Raw genomic sequence first — 15,159 nt, 5'->3', positions numbered from 1 at the left:
ACGGGGAGGCCGTCCGGTCCGGGGAGGCCGTCCGGCCCGGGCACGCCGTCCGGCCCGGGGAGGCCGTCGGGCCCGGGGACGTCGACCGACTCGGGGAGACCGTCCGGCCCGGGGACGCCGCGGAGCACCTCGCCGGGCGCGGCGCTCCGGGGCGGCTTGACCAGACTCACGGGGGCGGCGGGCGCCTCGGCTCCGCCCGCCGGCTGCGGTTCGCCCGCGCCGGGGACCGGGGGCTGCTGTCGCGGCACGGCGTCCGCCTGGTCGGGGCTGCCGGCCTGCGAGGCGCGCAGTGTGTGCTGCGACGGTTTGTCGTCCGCCACAAGCCCATCCTGCCCCAGATTCGCCGCGGCGACGCGGGATTGCGCTCCGCTCGGCGCGGTCGACGGGTGCTCGCGGAGCGCCCGCGGAACGTCCGCGTCCGCCCCGGACTGTGCCGGGGTGCCGGGCGGCGGGTAGCCTGCCCAAGGTCCGCCCGCCGGGCGCCGGGGCGCCGGCAGGCCGGTCGAGCGGCGCGGCCGGTACCCGAGGGGGCCTCCGGTCGCGCAGAATGGACGAGGGACTACCGAGCCGCGACGGACCAGGCAACACGCCGTGGGCGACATAAGAACTGGGAGAGAATCGACGCCGTGAGTGCTGCGATGCGAAGCCGTACCCCCGACCGGCTCTGTGCCGAGGCCGTCGAACTCGCCCGTCAGGCAGCCGAGGAGGCCGTCGGGGCGGAGGCCGTCGGGCTGCACCTCGGCGTCCAGGCGGACGCCGACCGCGTCGTCACCCACACCTTCGAGTGCCTGGACGCCGCGTACCGCGGCTGGCACTGGGCGGTCACCGTCGCCCGCGCCCCGCGGGCCAAGAACGTCACCCTGGACGAGGTCGTGCTGCTGCCCGGCCAGGACGCCGTCCTGGCCCCCGAGTGGGTGCCGTGGAGCGAGCGGCTGCGCCCCGGCGACATGGGCCCCGGCGACCTGCTGCCGACCGGCGCCGACGACCTGCGCCTGGAGCCCGGCTGGACCGGCGAGGACGAGCCCGCGCCGAACTCCGCGGTCGCCCTCGCCGACGACGAGGACCTGGTCGTCACCGACCCGCACGTCCAGCCGGCCCCGGCCCGCGCCCGGATCAACGCCGTCGCCGAGGAGCTCGGCCTGGGCCGCAGCCGGGTGCTCTCCCGGCTCGGCCTGCACCTGGCCGCCGAGCGCTGGGAGAAGGCCCACGGCCCGCAGACCCCGATGGCGCAGGCCGCCCCGGCCTCGTGCGGGAGCTGCGGCTTCCTGATCCCGATCGGCGGCTCGCTCGGGCAGGCCTTCGGCGTGTGCGGCAACGAGTTCGGTCCGGCCGACGGCCAGATCGTCTCGTTCGCGTACGGCTGCGGCGGCCACTCCGAGGCGGCCGTCATCCCGGCCCCGCCGGCGCCGTCCGAGCTGATCCTGGACGAGCTGGTGGTCGAGCCCCTGCAGCTGCACCCGGACCGCGCCTCGGGCTCCGTCGAGCCCGACGCCCCCGCCGAGGAACTCGGCCACTCCTGAGTTCGCCGTCGTACGGCCCGCCCCGGTTCGTCACCGGGGCGGGCCGTCGGCGTTCCCGGACTCAGCGGCGGCCGAACAGGCCGCGCCGGGCAGGGGCGGCGTCCTGCGGCCGGGGCGCCGGCCGGGGCGGCGGGGCGTCCTGCCCGCTGTGGAGGAGTTCGGCGACCGAGACCCGGAAGTGACGCTTCCAGCCGCCGGCTGTGAGCTCGACCAGGAAGCTGCCGTCGGGCATCGTGAAGATCCGGCGCTCCGGCGGGCGCGAGGGCTCCGAGCCCTCGCGGGGGACGTACGTGCGGGCGGCCTCCTCCGCCAGCCCGACCGCCTGCTCCCGGCCCAGCGGGGCTTCCTGCGGCGGGACCAACTGCCACCGGTGGGCGCCGTCCGCGTCGACCTGCCGGTCACGCTCGATCAGGACGTACCAGGAACCGTCGGAGACCATGCGGCTTCCCCCCTCGCCAACCGGAACAGGGGGCTCAGCATAGGCAGCGGGCGCCCCTGGTCCGCCGGGGGTGCCCGGGCAGGGAAGAATGCCCTACGACGTACAGGGCGGCGGAAGGCGGCAGGTCCCGTGGAACCTCGGATCATCGGCAGCGGCACGGACGAGCACCTCTCGGACCCCTTCGGGAGCGCTGCGCTGCGGCGGCGGGTGCTGGACGCCTGGGCCGCCTCGCCGGCCCGGTTCCGGGAGGACGCCAACGCCGAGGAGGAGCTCGCGCTCGGCGGCTACCGGGACCGCCTGGTGGTCGAGTTGGCACAGAACGCGGCCGACGCGGCGGTCCGCGCGGGCCACGGCCCCGGGCGGCTGCGGCTGACCCTCGCCGACGGCGTCCTCGCCGCCGCGAACACCGGCGCCTCGCTGGACGCGGCCGCCGTCGAGTCGCTGTCCACCCTGCGGGCCTCCTCCAAGCGCGGCGAGGCGCCCGCCGTCGGCCGGTTCGGGGTCGGCTTCGCCGCCGTCCTCGCCGTCACCGACGAGCCCGCCGTGCTCAGCGCCACCGGCGGCGTGCGCTGGTCGCTCGGTGAGGCCCGGTCGCTCGCCGAGGCACAGCCCGCGCTGGCCGACGAGCTGCGTCGCCGGGACGGCCACGTGCCGCTGCTGCGGCTGCCGTTCGCGGCCGAGGGGCCGGCCCCCGAGGGCTACGACACGGTGGTCGTGCTGCCGATGCGGGACGCCGCGGCCGAGGACCTGACCCGCCGCCTGCTGGCCGGGATCGACGACGCGCTGCTGCTCACCCTGCCCGGCCTCGCCGAGGTCGTGGTGGAGACCCCGGAGGGCACCCGGACGCTCACCCGGGCCGCCGCCGAGACCCGCCCGGACGGCGTCACCGAGGTCACCGTCACCGACGACGCGGGCGGCCGGCTGCGGCAGACGGTGTGGCAGACCGCCGGCGCCTCCGGCAGCCTGGCCGCCGAGCTGCTGGTCGACCGGCCCACCGAGGAGCGCACCCGCCCGTACTGGACGGTGACCTGGGCCGTGCCGGTCGGCGCGGACGGCGTCCCGCAGCAGCCCGGCATCGCGTCCGTGCTGCACGCGCCGACCCCCAGCGACGAGCCGATCGGCCTGCCCGCGCTGCTGATCGCCTCCTACCCGCTGGACTCCACCCGGCGGCACGTCGCGCCCGGCCCGCTGGCCGACTTCCTCACCGAGCGCGCCGCCGACAGCTACGCCGACCTGCTGCGCGCCCGCGGAGCCGATCTCGGCTCGCTCGGCCTGGTGCCCGGGCCGCTCGGTCAGGGCGCGCTGGACAACGCGCTGCGCGCGGCGGTGCTGTCCCGGCTGCCCGGCACGCCGTTCCTGCCGCACCCGGCGCCGGTCGAGGAGGGCACGCCGGCGCTGCGGCCCCGGGACGCGACGCTGCTGGAGGGCGCGGACGGCTCGGTGGTCGAGGCGCTCGCACCGATCTTCCCCGGGCTGCTGCCGGCCGGTCTGGAGCGCCGCACCGAGCTGCGGGTGCTGAACGTGCGCCGGGTGCCGCTGGCCGATGTGGTGGACCAGCTCGGCGGCCTGGACCGCGAGCCCGGCTGGTGGCGCAACCTGTACGCGGCGCTGGGCGGGGCCGACCCGGAGGCGCTCGGCGCGCTGCCCGTGCCGCTCGCGGACGGCCGGACGGTGACCGGGCCGCGGCGGGTCCTGCTGCCCTCGGAGGACGCCGACTGGGCGGCCTTCCCGGGCTACCCCGAGTCGCTGGCCGGCGCACTGGCCGCGCTCGACCTGCGCCTGGCGCACCCCGAGGCCGCCCACCCGCTGCTGTCCAAGCTCGGCGCGGGCACCGCCACGCCGGCCGGGGTGCTGGACACCCCCGAGGTGCGCGCCGCCGTCGCCCGCTCGTACGAGCTGGCCGAGGACGACCTGGACACGGCGATCGAACTCGCCGACGCCGTCCTCGCGTTGGTGAAGGCGGCCGCCCCCGAGCCGGGTGAGCACCCCTGGCTGGCCCGGCTGGCGCTGCTCGACGACGAGGGCGAGCCGGCCCGGGCGGGCGAACTCGTGCTGCCCGGCAGCCCGTTCGCCGCGCTCGCGCGCGAGGAGGACGCCGGCTGGGTGGACGACGAGCTGCTGGAACGCTGGGGGTCCGAGGTGCTCGCGGCCGTCGGGGTGCTGGCCGACTTCGTCCTGGTGCGCGCCGAGGACGTGGTGCTCGACCCGGACGACCTGGAGCGGCTCGACCCCACCGCCCCCGCCGACCGGGCGGCCGGCGGCCACCCCACCGGCCTGCTGGACGAGGCCCCGGACGGGCTCGCCGAGTGGGCCGAGGACGTGCTGGAGGCCCTGCAGGCCGACGAGGCCGTCGGCGTGCCGCCGGTGGCCGCGGAGCTGCTGGCCGTGCGCGACCTCGACCTGGTGGACGACGACGCCTGGCCCGAGGCGCTCGCCGCGCTGGCCCGCCCGCCGTACCGGGACGCCGTGGTCAACCCGGTGCGCACCCTGTTGCCGGACGGCTCGTACGCCGACCTGCCGCCGTACACCGCGTGGTGGCTGCGCGACCACCCGGTGCTGGCGGGCCGCGAGCCGGCCGGCCTGCGCGCCGCCGGGGCCGACCCGCTGCTGCGCGGCCTCTACGACGAGGCGCGCACCACCCTGGACGACCAGTTCCTGCACGCGCTGGGGGTGCGCACCACGCTGGCCGCGCTGCTCGCCGAGCCGCACGGGCCGGACGAGGTGCTGGACCGGATGACCGACCCGGCCGTCGAGGTCGGCCACCGCCAACTGCACGGCCTCCACAGCGCGTTGGCCCGGGTGGAGCGCGAGCGGATCGATCCGCTGGACGTGGTGCGGGCGCTGCCCCCGCTGGACCCGGCCACCGGGCGGCGACCGGCCCACACCGTGGTGGTGGACGCCACCGAGGCGGTCGTCGCGGACGCCCCCGACCTGGTCCAGCTGCTGCACCCGTACCCGCTGCTGCCGGTCGCCCCGGCGCTCGCGGCCGACCTCGCCGAGCGGCTGCACGTGTCGCTGGCCAGCGAGGTGGCCGGCGGCCGGGTGCTCTCCGAGGGCGTGCTGCACCGGGTGCCGGCCGTGGTGCGCGAGCTGCTGCCCGGGTGCCCCGTCGCGTACGAGGAGCACGAGGAGCTGCTGGTCGTCGGGCCGGACGGCGACGAGGCCGCGGTGGACTGGCGGTGGGACACCGGGGCGGACACCCCGGAGCCGCCGTACGACCCGGAGCTCGCCGAAGCCGACGACGAGGACGACGAGTTCGAGGTCCCGCCGGTGCCCGGCCTGCTGCACGCGGCCACCCCGGAGGGCCTCGCGGCCGGCCTCGCCTGGTCGGTCGGGCAGTGGCACCGGCGCTTCGAGGTGCTGGCCGCGCTCAGCGAGCCGGACCGGGCGTACGAGCTGTCGGCGGCCCGGGACTTCGAGGGCTGAGCCCGGCGGGGGCGCGTGCCGGGCTCAGCCGGTGCGCGCCCGCAGACGGCCGTACACGGTGACGGTGACGGTCAGCCAGACCGCGCCCAGGGTCACCAGCGCGGCGACCCGCAGTGCGGGCGTCGGCCTGACCGCCAGGCCGACGCCCGCCATCGCCAGCGCGGTCAGCCCGACCGCGAGCAGTCCGCCCAGAAAGGCGACGAACGCCTCCAAATCCCCACCCCTGCGCGCCATTCGGCACCCCCTCCCGGGGCCATCATCGGGCCCCCGGGCGGGGACTGTCACTCATGCCGCGGCGCGTGTCGCCCTGACTCGCCGCTCACCCGGCCCTGCTCACCCCCTGCTCGCCCGGCCCCGATCGCCTCGTGCCGCCTGCCTCGTGCCGCCCGCCCCGTGCCGCCCGCCCCGTGCCGATCACTCCAGGCCGTGGCGCTTCATGTAGCGCCAGGTGATCTCCAGGGCGATGCCGCAGACCACCGCGATGGCGACGCCGATCAGCGGGTCTCGGGTGCCGGCCAGGGAGAGCTCGAAGAAGTCGGACAGCGCGGGGACCACCAGGACCAGCGCGAACGCGCCGCCCATGCAGCCGATCAGCAGCAGCCGCCACCAGGTGTACGGGCGGGCGACGATGGCGAGGACCCAGATGGCGATCAGGAAGAGCGTCAGGGTGGCCACGCTGGTGTCGGCCTTGAGGTCGGTCGCGTGGTCGGTGCGGGCGAGCGTGTAGGCGACGAAGGTGCCCGTGCCGGCGATGATGCCGCCGGGGATCGCCAGCCGCAGCACGCGCTTCACGAAACCGGTGCGGGCCCGCTCGTTGTTGGGGGCGAGCGCCAGGAAGAACGCCGGGATGCCGATGGTCAGCGAGGACAGCAGGGTGGAGTGCCGGGGCAGGAACGGGTACGGCGAGTGGGTGAAGATCACCAGCAGCGCCAGGAGCACCGAGTAGACCGTCTTCACCAGGAACAGCGACGCCACCCGCTCGATGTTGCCGATCACCCGGCGGCCCTCGGCGACCACCGACGGCAGGGTCGCGAAGGAGTCGTTCAGCAGCACGATCTGGGCGACCGCCTTGGTCGCGTCGGAGCCGGTGCCCATCGCCACGCCGATGTCGGCGTCCTTGAGCGCCAGCACGTCGTTGACGCCGTCGCCGGTCATCGCCACGGTGTGGCCGCGGGACTGCAGCGCCCCGACCAGCAGGCGCTTCTGCTGCGGGGTGACCCGGCCGAAGACGCTCGTCCGGTCGGCGGTCTCGGCGAGCTCCTCCGGGTCCGCGGGCAGGGTGCGGGCGTCCAGCGGCTGGTCGGCGCCGGGCAGGCCCAGGTGGCCGGCCACCGCGCCGACCGAGACCGCCGCGTCGCCCGAGATGACCTTGGCCCGGACCTGCTGGCCCTCGAAGTACCGCAGGGTCTCGGCGGCGTCGCCGCGCAGCCGCTGCTGCAGCACCACCAGCGCGAGCGGGGCGAGCCCGGCCGCCGGATCGGGGGAGTCCAGCGGTGCGGGCGTCCGGCCCAGCAGCAGCACCCGCAGGCCCCGCGCACCCAGTTCGTCCACCTCGGCCAGTGCCGGGTGCCCGGCGGGCAGCAGCACGTCGGGCGCGCCGAGCAGCCAGCTGGCCTCGCCGCCCTGCGGCTCCAGCAGCTGCACGCCGCTCCACTTGCGGGCGGACGAGAAGGGCATCGCCTCGATCACCCGCCAGCCGTCGCCGCCGTTCCCCCCGCCGGCGGTGTCCTCGCCGCGCCCGTACGCGTCGATGACCGCCTGCATGGACGGGTTGGGGCGGGCGTCGGCGCCGGCCATCACGGCGAGCGCGCGCTTGACGGTCTCCTTGTCGACGGCGGCGGGCTCCCCGTTCGAGAGCACCCGCAGGTCGATCACGTCCATGCCGCCCTCGGTGAGGGTGCCGGTCTTGTCCAGGCAGACGGTGTCGACCCGGGCCAGGCCCTCGATCGCCGGGAGCTCCTGGACCAGGCACTGCTTGCGGCCGAGCCGGATCACCCCGATCGCGAAGGCCACCGAGGTCAGCAGCACCAGCCCCTCGGGGACCATCGGGACGATCCCGGCCACCATCCGCCGCACGGCCTCGCGCCAGTCCCGGCCCTCGACGGCCAGCTGGCTGATGATCAGGCCGATCGCGGTGGGGATCAGCAGGTAGGTGATGAACCGCAGGATGCTGTCGATGCCGCTGCGCAGCTCGGACTTCACCAGGGTGAACTTGCTGGCCTCCTCGGCGAGCTGCGCCGCGTACGCCTCGCGGCCGACCCTGGTGGCGGTGAAGGCGCCCGCGCCGGCCACCACGAAGCTGCCGGACATCACCTGGTCGCCGGGCTGCTTGAGCACGGGATCGGGCTCGCCGGTGAGCAGCGACTCGTCGATCTCCAGGCCGTCCGCCTCGGTGACCTCGCCGTCCACGATCACCTTGTCGCCGATGCCGAGCAGCACGGTGTCGTCGAGGACGATCTCGGAGACGCCGATCTGCCGGGCGGCGCCGTCCCGGCGGACCTGCGGGCGTGCCTCGCCGATCAGCGCCAGGCTGTCCAGGGTCTTCTTGGCGCGCAGCTCCTGGATGATGCCGATGGCCGTGTTGGCGACGATGACCAGGCCGAACAGGCCGTCCTGGATCGGCCCGACGACCAGGATGATCCCGAACATCACGCCGATGATCGCGTTGAAGCGGGTGAAGACGTTGGCCCGGACGATCTCCCGGGTGGTGCGGCTGGACCGCACCGGGACGTCGTTGACCTGTCCCTTCGCGACCCGCTCGGCCACCTCGGCGCCGGTCAGACCGCCGAGCCGGCCGGGCAGCAGCCCGAGGGGGTGGGCGCCGTCCTGGCGCTCTCCGCCGGTCGGCTGCTCGTCAGCTGGCTGCGCAGGCTGCGTCATGGCACCGACTCTACGGGCGCCTTATGTCCGATGCGTGCTACTAAAGGACTATTCAGTCCGACCGGGTGGCCGGGTCCTGACCGTTGCCGTCCGTCGCGCGTTCGGTGGTGCCGGCCGCCCCGGCGGCGCGGCTGCGGGCGATCGCGTCCCGCCGGGCGCGGCAGTACCAGAGGCCGATCAGGCCGAGCAGTCCGCCGGACAGGCAGATCCAGGGCCAGGTGCCGTGGCCGTGCTCGGAGAGCGTGCCCTGGAAGGGGAGCAGGGCGAGGAAGGCGACGAACCACAGCACCGTGCCGCCGCCGACGATCGCGACGTCGTTGGCCTCCAGCGGAGGGGGCGAGGGGTGCAGCGGCGTCTTGGGCATGGGGCAAGCGTACGGTGCGGCGGGGGCCGGCCGCCGTCGTGGAGGCTCCCCGCGGGCCCGGCTGTGCCCTACCCGGGCCCTGCCCGCGCCCTACCCAGGCCCTGCCCGCGCTCTACGCGCGAAGATAGCGCGTGTGCGACCTGGAAACCATACTTAAAGGTCTCAGCCCGGCCACCGTCGCCCCGGGCGTCACCCCCCTCCTCAGCTCCCCCACAGAGGACGCACGCATGCCTGTGGTCCAGCCGACCACCGAGTCGCCCGAACCCGCCGACGCCGCGCCCCAGCCCCCCACCGGCGCGGTCGACCGCTACTTCCGGATCAGCGAGCGCGGCTCCACCCTGCCGCGCGAGATCCGCGGTGGTGTCGCCACCTTCTTCACCATGGCGTACATCCTGGTGCTCAACCCGATCATCCTGGCCAGCGCCACGGACGTGACCGGGGCCCACCTGGACAGCGCCCAGCTGGTCACCGCCACCGCCCTCACCGCGGGTCTCACCACCCTGCTGATGGGCGTGATCGGCAACGTCCCGATCGGCCTGGCCGCCGGCCTCGGCGTCAACACCATCGTGGCGCTCCAGCTGGCCCCGAAGATGACCTGGCCGGACGCCATGGGCATGGTCGTGCTGGCCGGCTTCGCGATCATGCTGCTGGTCGCCACCGGTCTGCGCGAGCGGGTCATGAACGCCGTCCCGCTCGGTCTGCGCAAGGCCATCGCGATCGGCATCGGCCTGTTCATCAGCCTGGTCGGCCTGGTCGACTCCGGCTTCGTCAGCCGCGTCCCGGACGCCGCGCACACCACCGTCCCGCTGCAGCTCGGGGGCAACGGGCACCTGCTCGGCTTCCCGGTGCTGGTCTTCGTCGTCGGCCTGCTGCTCACCCTGATCCTGGTGATCCGCAAGGTGCCCGGCGCGATCCTGATCAGCATCGCGGCCTCCACCGTGCTCGCCCTGGTGATCGACAAGGTGGCCGACGTCCCGGCGATGAAGTGGGGCCTCACCGTCCCGACCTGGCCGGGCAACCCGGTCGCCGCCCCGGACTTCGGGCTGGTCGGCAAGGTGAGCCTGTTCGGCGGCTTCGAGAAGGTCGGCGTGCTGACCGGCGTGCTGTTCGTCTTCACCGTGCTGATGTCGTGCTTCTTCGACGCGATGGGCACCATCCTCGGCGTCGCCGACGAGGCCCACCTGCTGGACGAGAAGGGCGACCTGCCCGGCATCAACCGGATCCTCATGGTCGACGGCATCGCCACCGCGGCCGGCGGTGCCACCTCCGCCTCCGCCAACACCTGCTTCGTCGAGTCCACCGCCGGCGTCGGCGAGGGCGCCCGCACCGGCTTCGCCTCGATCGTCACCGGCCTGCTCTTCGTGGTGGCGCTCTTCCTCACCCCGCTCGCCACCATGGTCCCCGCCCAGGCCGCCACCCCGGCGCTGGTCACCGTCGGCTTCCTGATCCTGGCCAACTCGGTCAAGGAGATCGACTGGGCCGACTACACGATCGCGATCCCGGCCTTCCTGACCATGATCATGATGCCGTTCACCTACAGCATCACCAACGGCATCGGCTTCGGCTTCATCACCTTCTGCATCCTGCGCCTGGCCGTCGGCCGCGGCCGCAGCGTGCCGGCCCCGCTGTACGCGGTGGCGGCGGTGTTCGCCTTCTACTACCTGATGCCGGCCTTCGGCCTGCTCTGACGCCGACCGGCCCGCGCGGCCCCGCACCCACCCGGGTGCGGGGCCGCGCCCGTTCCGGGGCCGGGCCGTGCCCGTCCGAGGGCAAGGCGCATCCGTTCCGCGGGCGGCCGTATCGGTTCCGCGGGCGGGTCGGTGCGCGCGCGACCCGGAGGTCGGGTATCGGCCGACTGTCGGAAGGTGTCAAAAAGGCGCCCGTGTAGCCCAGTTGGCGGTGGGAATACTGGCTGGACGGAGAAGGGGGAGGGGACTCGACCGATGGTGCAACAGGATCCGCCCGGGGGTGTCGAGGCGCAGCTGCTGCCGGAGCTGTTCCGGACGGCGGACAAGGCCTCGCTGGACGGCCAGCGCGAGACGCTGCGCTGGTACCGCGGCCTGATCGCCATGCTGGTGATCGCCGCGATGATCGGGTCGTTCCCCGGCCCGGACCACGACGGCGACTTCGACGTCTGGCCGCTGTTCTCGGTGGCCGCCTTCCTGGTGGCCGGCTACTTCTGGTCCCGGCTGCGCCGCAGCAACCCGCAGGGGCGCTGGTACGAGGCCAGGGCGGCGGCCGAGTCGGTCAAGACGCTGGCCTGGAAGTACACCGTCCGGGCCCGCCCGTTCGACGGCGAGGCGGAGTCCGCGGACGTGGACCGCGGGTACCTGCTGCAGGTCGAGGACGTGCTGCGGGCCTTCGAGGACCCGGAGATCGTGCCGCCCGACACCGTCGCCGAGATCACCCCGGAGATGCGGCGGCTGCGCGCCGAGAGCCTGACCGCCCGGCGCACGTTCTACCTGCGCACCCGGGTCGAGGGGCAGCGCACCTGGTACCGCTCCCGGGCCGAGGCCTGCGACTCGCAGGCGGTCTCCTGGGGGCTCGGCATCGCGGTGCTGATCATCCTCGGTGCGGCCGCCGCCATCGCCCAGGCCACCGGCGCGCTGCAGGTGCACGTCTTCGGAGCGAGCTCGGCCGCGGCCGCGGCGATCATCGCCTGGACGCAGCTCAAGCAGCTCCGCCCGCTCGCCGCCGCGTACCAGCTGGCCGCGCGCGAGCTGGAGAACGTCGGCAACCAGCTCTCGGACCTGGACGTCCGGGCGCCGGACGCCGAGGCGCGCTGGGCGCGGCTGGCGGCCGAGGCGGAGGACGCGGTCTCCCGCGAGCACACCACCTGGCGGGCCCGCCGGGCGTTCCCGAAGTAGGCCGGGCGTGGGCCGGGCCCCGCCGGGCGCAGGCGCGGGCCGGGCCCGCGGTGGGCCCGGCGATGCCCTGCCGGCGGGGTGCGCGCCAGTCCAACTCGGAGAAGGGACTGGGGAGATACCGCGAAGCGCGGGCCACGCCGGGACCACAGGTGTGCGGGGTGCGTGAGGGTAGAGCGCCGAGGTACGGACCGTAATCGTTACGTGTCCATGCCCTGGTTTCATCGCCTCCGCGCGACCCCTGTACCGCCGGAGGCCCCCCTTGCGCATTCTCCTGATCGCCAGTGCGTTCAACAGCCTGACCCAGCGCGTCCACACCGAGCTGCGCGAGCGCGGCCACCAGGTCGCCGTCCAACTCGCGCTCGGCGACGAGCAGATGCGGGAGGGGGTGGCCCGGACCGATCCCGAGCTGATCCTGTGCCCGATGCTGACCAAGGCCGTCCCGCAGGACATCTGGTCCACCCGGACCGTCCTGATCGTGCACCCGGGGCCCACCGGCGACCGCGGCCCCTCCTCGCTGGACTGGGCGATCACCGAGGGCGCGGAGCGCTGGGGCGTCACCGTGCTGCAGGCCGTCGAGGAGATGGACGCCGGTGACATCTGGGCGTCCGTCGACTTCCCCGTCCCCGACTGCGGCAAGAGCGAGCTGTACCGCGGCGAGCTCGCCGACGCCGCCGTGGAGGCCGTCCTGCTGGCCGTCCAGCGCTACGAGGGCGGGCTCTTCACCCCCGAACCGCTGGACTACGGCCGGCCCGACGTGCACGGCGAGCCGCGGCCCCTCCTGCGGCAGGACGCGCGCCGGATCGACTGGGAGCAGGACGACACCGCCACCGTGCTGCGCAAGCTGCGCGCCGCCGACTCCCAGCCCGGGGTGCTGGACGAGCTGTACGGCCGCGAGTTCTTCCTGCACGGCGGCCACCCCGAGGACGAGCTGCGCGGCCCGGTGCCCGGCGCCGTGCTGGCCACCCGGGACGGCGCGATCTGCCGGGCCACCGTGGACGGCGCGGTGTGGATCCCGCAGCTGCGCCCGCGCCGCACCCCCGGCGGGCCCGCCACCTTCAAGCTGCCGGCCGCGACGGTGCTCACCGACGAGCTGTACCGGGTCCGCGAGGTGCCGGTGAGCCCGGCGGCGGCGGCCCGCCGCGACACCTGGTCGGAGCTGCGCTACCGCGAGGAGGGCGAGGTCGGCCACCTCGAATTCGCCTTCCCGGGCGGGGCGATGAGCACCGAGCAGTGCCGCCGGCTGCTGGCCGCCTACCGGGAGGCGGCCGACCGGCCCACCTCGGTGCTGGTGCTCGGCGCGCCCCGGGACTTCTACTCCAACGGGATCCAGCTCAACGTCATCCAGGGCGCGGCCTTCCCGGCGCTGGAGTCCTGGGAGAACATCAACGCGATGGACGACCTCGTCGAGGCCGTCCTCACCACCACCGACAAGGTCACCGTCGCGGCCCTCGCCGGGAACGCGGCGGCCGGCGGGCTGATGATGGCGCTCGCCGCGGACGAGGTGTGGTGCCGCGACTCGGCGGTGCTCAACCCGCACTACCGCCTGATGGGCCTGTACGGCTCCGAGTACTGGACGTACACCCTGCCGAACCGGGTCGGCGCCGAGCAGGCCGAGCGGCTCACCGCCGAGGCGCTGCCGCTCGGGGCCGAGCACGCCCGCCGGATCGGCCTGGTGGACCGTACGGCCGGCGGGGACGCGGCGGGCTTCCGCCGCTGGGTGGCCCGGGAGGCGGCCCGGATCGCCGCCTCGCCCGAGCTCACCGGGCGGTTGGTGGACAAGAAGCGCCGGCGCGCCGCCGACGAGGACACCAAGCCGCTCGCCGAGTACCGGGCCGAGGAGCTGCGGCGGATGCACGCCAACTTCTACCGGGCCGGCGAGCCGTACCACCGGCTGCGGCAGGACTTCGTGCACAAGGTCTGCCCGGTGGCGACCCCGGAGCACGTGGCGGGGCTGCTGGGGCGGCCGGAGTAGCCGTTCCGGCGTCGTAGCCGTACGACGACGCCCGGCCGGGGTGGGGCCCCGGCCGGGCGTCCGTTCGTGATCCCGCCCGCGCTCAGCGCCGGACGCCGGCCCCGGCGGGCCGCTGCTGCGGTACCCGGCGAGTCCGGGTCGCCCGCGGCGGCAGCGGGGCGGCCGGGCCGGCCAGCAGGGGCTGCGAGGTGGGGCGGCTCGGGGAGACGGCGAAGGCCAGCGAGCCGAAGAACACGTAGCAGCCGAGCCCGACCCCGAGCGGGAAGATGAACTGCAGCGCCATCACGCCGTCCTGGGTGGAGTGCGAGAAGTCCACCTGGACCGACAGCGCCGCCATGCCCGTGTAGTGCATCGCGCAGACCGCCACGCCCATCACCGGCGCCGCCGCCAGCACGGCGAGCGTGCCCCGGATGTTCAGGGCGGCCCAGAGCGCGGCCGTCGCCGCGACCACGGCGATGGCGACCGAGAGCGCCACCGTCCGGTGGTCGTAGCCGAGCCGGCCGGGCAGGACCATCGCGGCCATGCCCAGGTAGTGCATCGCGGCGACCCCGAGGCCGGTGGTCAGCCCGCCGACCAGCAGCGCCAGCGCGGGCCGTCGGCGCCAGTACCCGACGGTGAAGAGGCCGACGCCGACCACGAGGACGGCGACCAGCAGGCTGAGTACGGTCAGTCCGGGCTGGTAGCTGATCTCGACGCCGGTCACCGAGAAGCCGAGCATCGCGATGAAGTGCATGGACCAGATCCCGGCGCCGAGTGAGGTCGACGCGAAGAGCAGCCAGACGGCCCGGGTGCGGCCCTTCGAGACGAGCGCCCAGCGGGCGCTGCGCAGGGCCACGAAGGCCCCGAGGCAGGCGACGAAGTACGAGACCGCCGGTGTCACCCAGCCGTGGTCGGCATGGTGGATCTCACCCAATTGAGCTCCCTGGACGAGGGGTTGAGGGCGCCAGGGTCGGGGCGGACGCGGTCGGCCGGGGCGGCCGGGAAGGGCGCGCGGAAACCGGCACGGGGACGCACGGGAACGGGGAAACGGGGTCCGCCGAGGGGAGACCTGGCGTGTGGTGCCCCTGACAACGGGGGACAGTAGCCACTGCCGGGCGCTCGCACAACGTTCGTGCTTTTCGTGAAATCCCAGGTCAGGATGGACCTTTACGGCGCCTGCATGATCTTGGCACCAACCCCTGACACCGCCTGCGCACGCTCCCCGGACCCGTTCGTGCCTTACTCCAAGGGTGCTAGCCCGAACGGGTGGCCGGCCGGGTCGATCAGCACCTTGAGCGTGCGCCCGTGCTGGTACGCGGGCTGGGTCGCCCCGAGCGCGAGCGCCTTCGCGGTGGACTCCTCCAGGTCGTCCACGTAGAAGTCCAGGTGGAAGTGCTTGCTCCCGTCCGGCTCCGTCCACGGCTCCGGCCGGTACCCCTGCACCCGCCCGAAGCCCAGCGGGCTGCCGCCCTCCGGGTTGTCCAGGATCGCGAAGTGCTCGTCCACGTGCCGCGTCTCCCAGCCCAGCAGCTCGCCGTAGAACGACGCCAGCGCGACCGGGTCGGCGCAGTCGATGGTGACCATGGCGAGCCGGGCGAACCCGGTGTCGCCCGGTGCGCCCTGCTCGGCCGACGCGGACGGCGTGGCCTGCGAGGACGGCGCGGACTGCTCGGAGACGAGGTCGGACATGACTGGTCGGCCCTTCTGGGAGT

At 74.9% G+C, this 15,159-nt stretch carries 11 protein-coding genes and 1 pseudogene; 5 read left to right on the top strand and 7 right to left on the bottom strand.

Features of this window, described 5'->3' with window-relative positions; genetic code table 11:
* Positions 1-320, bottom strand: a pseudogene (locus tag ABT048_RS32340) (hypothetical protein); the annotation flags it as partial.
* Positions 321-638: 318 nt separating this feature from the next.
* On the opposite strand from ABT048_RS32340, the gene ABT048_RS32335 reads away from it, so the two are divergent.
* The gene (locus tag ABT048_RS32335) at positions 639-1,520 is read left to right on the top strand and encodes a DUF3027 domain-containing protein (protein ID WP_350525178.1); all 882 of its coding nucleotides are present in this window, start codon (positions 639-641) and stop codon (positions 1,518-1,520) included.
* Positions 1,521-1,581: 61 nt separating this feature from the next.
* Here ABT048_RS32335 and ABT048_RS32330 read toward each other — a convergent pair whose 3' ends face one another.
* A complete protein-coding gene (locus ABT048_RS32330; RefSeq protein ID WP_350525120.1) occupies positions 1,582-1,959 on the bottom strand; it encodes a hypothetical protein in 378 nt (125 codons plus the stop codon).
* A 129-nt stretch (positions 1,960-2,088) separates the two neighbouring features.
* Between ABT048_RS32330 and ABT048_RS32325 the strand changes: the two genes are divergently transcribed.
* Complete coding sequence (locus ABT048_RS32325) at positions 2,089-5,385, top strand: sacsin N-terminal ATP-binding-like domain-containing protein (protein ID WP_350525119.1); 3,297 nt, start codon at positions 2,089-2,091, stop codon at positions 5,383-5,385.
* 24 nt (positions 5,386-5,409) lie between these two features.
* Here ABT048_RS32325 and ABT048_RS32320 read toward each other — a convergent pair whose 3' ends face one another.
* The 3 genes from ABT048_RS32320 to ABT048_RS32310 all read right to left on the bottom strand — a co-directional run bounded on the left by ABT048_RS32320 (position 5,410) and on the right by ABT048_RS32310 (position 8,629).
* The gene (locus ABT048_RS32320; RefSeq protein WP_350525118.1) at positions 5,410-5,619 is read right to left on the bottom strand and encodes a hypothetical protein; all 210 of its coding nucleotides are present in this window, start codon (positions 5,617-5,619) and stop codon (positions 5,410-5,412) included.
* A gap of 180 nt (positions 5,620-5,799) precedes the next feature.
* Complete coding sequence (locus ABT048_RS32315) at positions 5,800-8,265, bottom strand: HAD-IC family P-type ATPase (RefSeq protein WP_350525117.1); 2,466 nt, start codon at positions 8,263-8,265, stop codon at positions 5,800-5,802.
* Between the two features lie 52 nt (positions 8,266-8,317).
* On the bottom strand, positions 8,318-8,629 hold the full coding sequence (locus ABT048_RS32310; RefSeq protein ID WP_350525116.1) for a DUF2530 domain-containing protein: 312 nt from the start codon (positions 8,627-8,629) through the stop codon (positions 8,318-8,320).
* A gap of 227 nt (positions 8,630-8,856) precedes the next feature.
* Here ABT048_RS32310 and ABT048_RS32305 point away from each other — a divergent pair, with 227 nt between their 5' ends.
* The 3 genes from ABT048_RS32305 (at position 8,857) to ABT048_RS32295 (ending at position 13,468) form a co-directional block, all read left to right on the top strand.
* A complete protein-coding gene (locus tag ABT048_RS32305; protein ID WP_350525115.1) occupies positions 8,857-10,317 on the top strand; it encodes an NCS2 family permease in 1,461 nt (486 codons plus the stop codon).
* Positions 10,318-10,572: 255 nt separating this feature from the next.
* On the top strand, positions 10,573-11,496 hold the full coding sequence (locus ABT048_RS32300; protein WP_350525114.1) for a DUF4231 domain-containing protein: 924 nt from the start codon (positions 10,573-10,575) through the stop codon (positions 11,494-11,496).
* A gap of 259 nt (positions 11,497-11,755) precedes the next feature.
* Complete coding sequence (locus tag ABT048_RS32295) at positions 11,756-13,468, top strand: hydrogenase maturation protein (RefSeq protein ID WP_350525113.1); 1,713 nt, start codon at positions 11,756-11,758, stop codon at positions 13,466-13,468.
* A gap of 82 nt (positions 13,469-13,550) precedes the next feature.
* On the opposite strand, the gene ABT048_RS32290 is transcribed toward ABT048_RS32295, so the two are convergent.
* Both ABT048_RS32290 and ABT048_RS32285 read right to left on the bottom strand, forming a co-directional pair.
* Complete coding sequence (locus ABT048_RS32290; protein ID WP_350525112.1) at positions 13,551-14,381, bottom strand: MHYT domain-containing protein; 831 nt, start codon at positions 14,379-14,381, stop codon at positions 13,551-13,553.
* A 305-nt stretch (positions 14,382-14,686) separates the two neighbouring features.
* Positions 14,687-15,136 carry a VOC family protein gene (locus tag ABT048_RS32285; protein ID WP_350525111.1) on the bottom strand — a complete coding sequence of 150 codons (450 nt, stop codon included), beginning with the start codon at positions 15,134-15,136 and terminating at the stop codon, positions 14,687-14,689.
* Positions 15,137-15,159: the final 23 nt, after the last annotated feature.

It is taken from the genome of Kitasatospora sp. NPDC096140 (assembly GCF_040303045.1).
GTDB lineage: Bacteria > Actinomycetota > Actinomycetes > Streptomycetales > Streptomycetaceae > Kitasatospora.
This window is presented reverse-complemented; position numbering and strand designations above follow the sequence as displayed.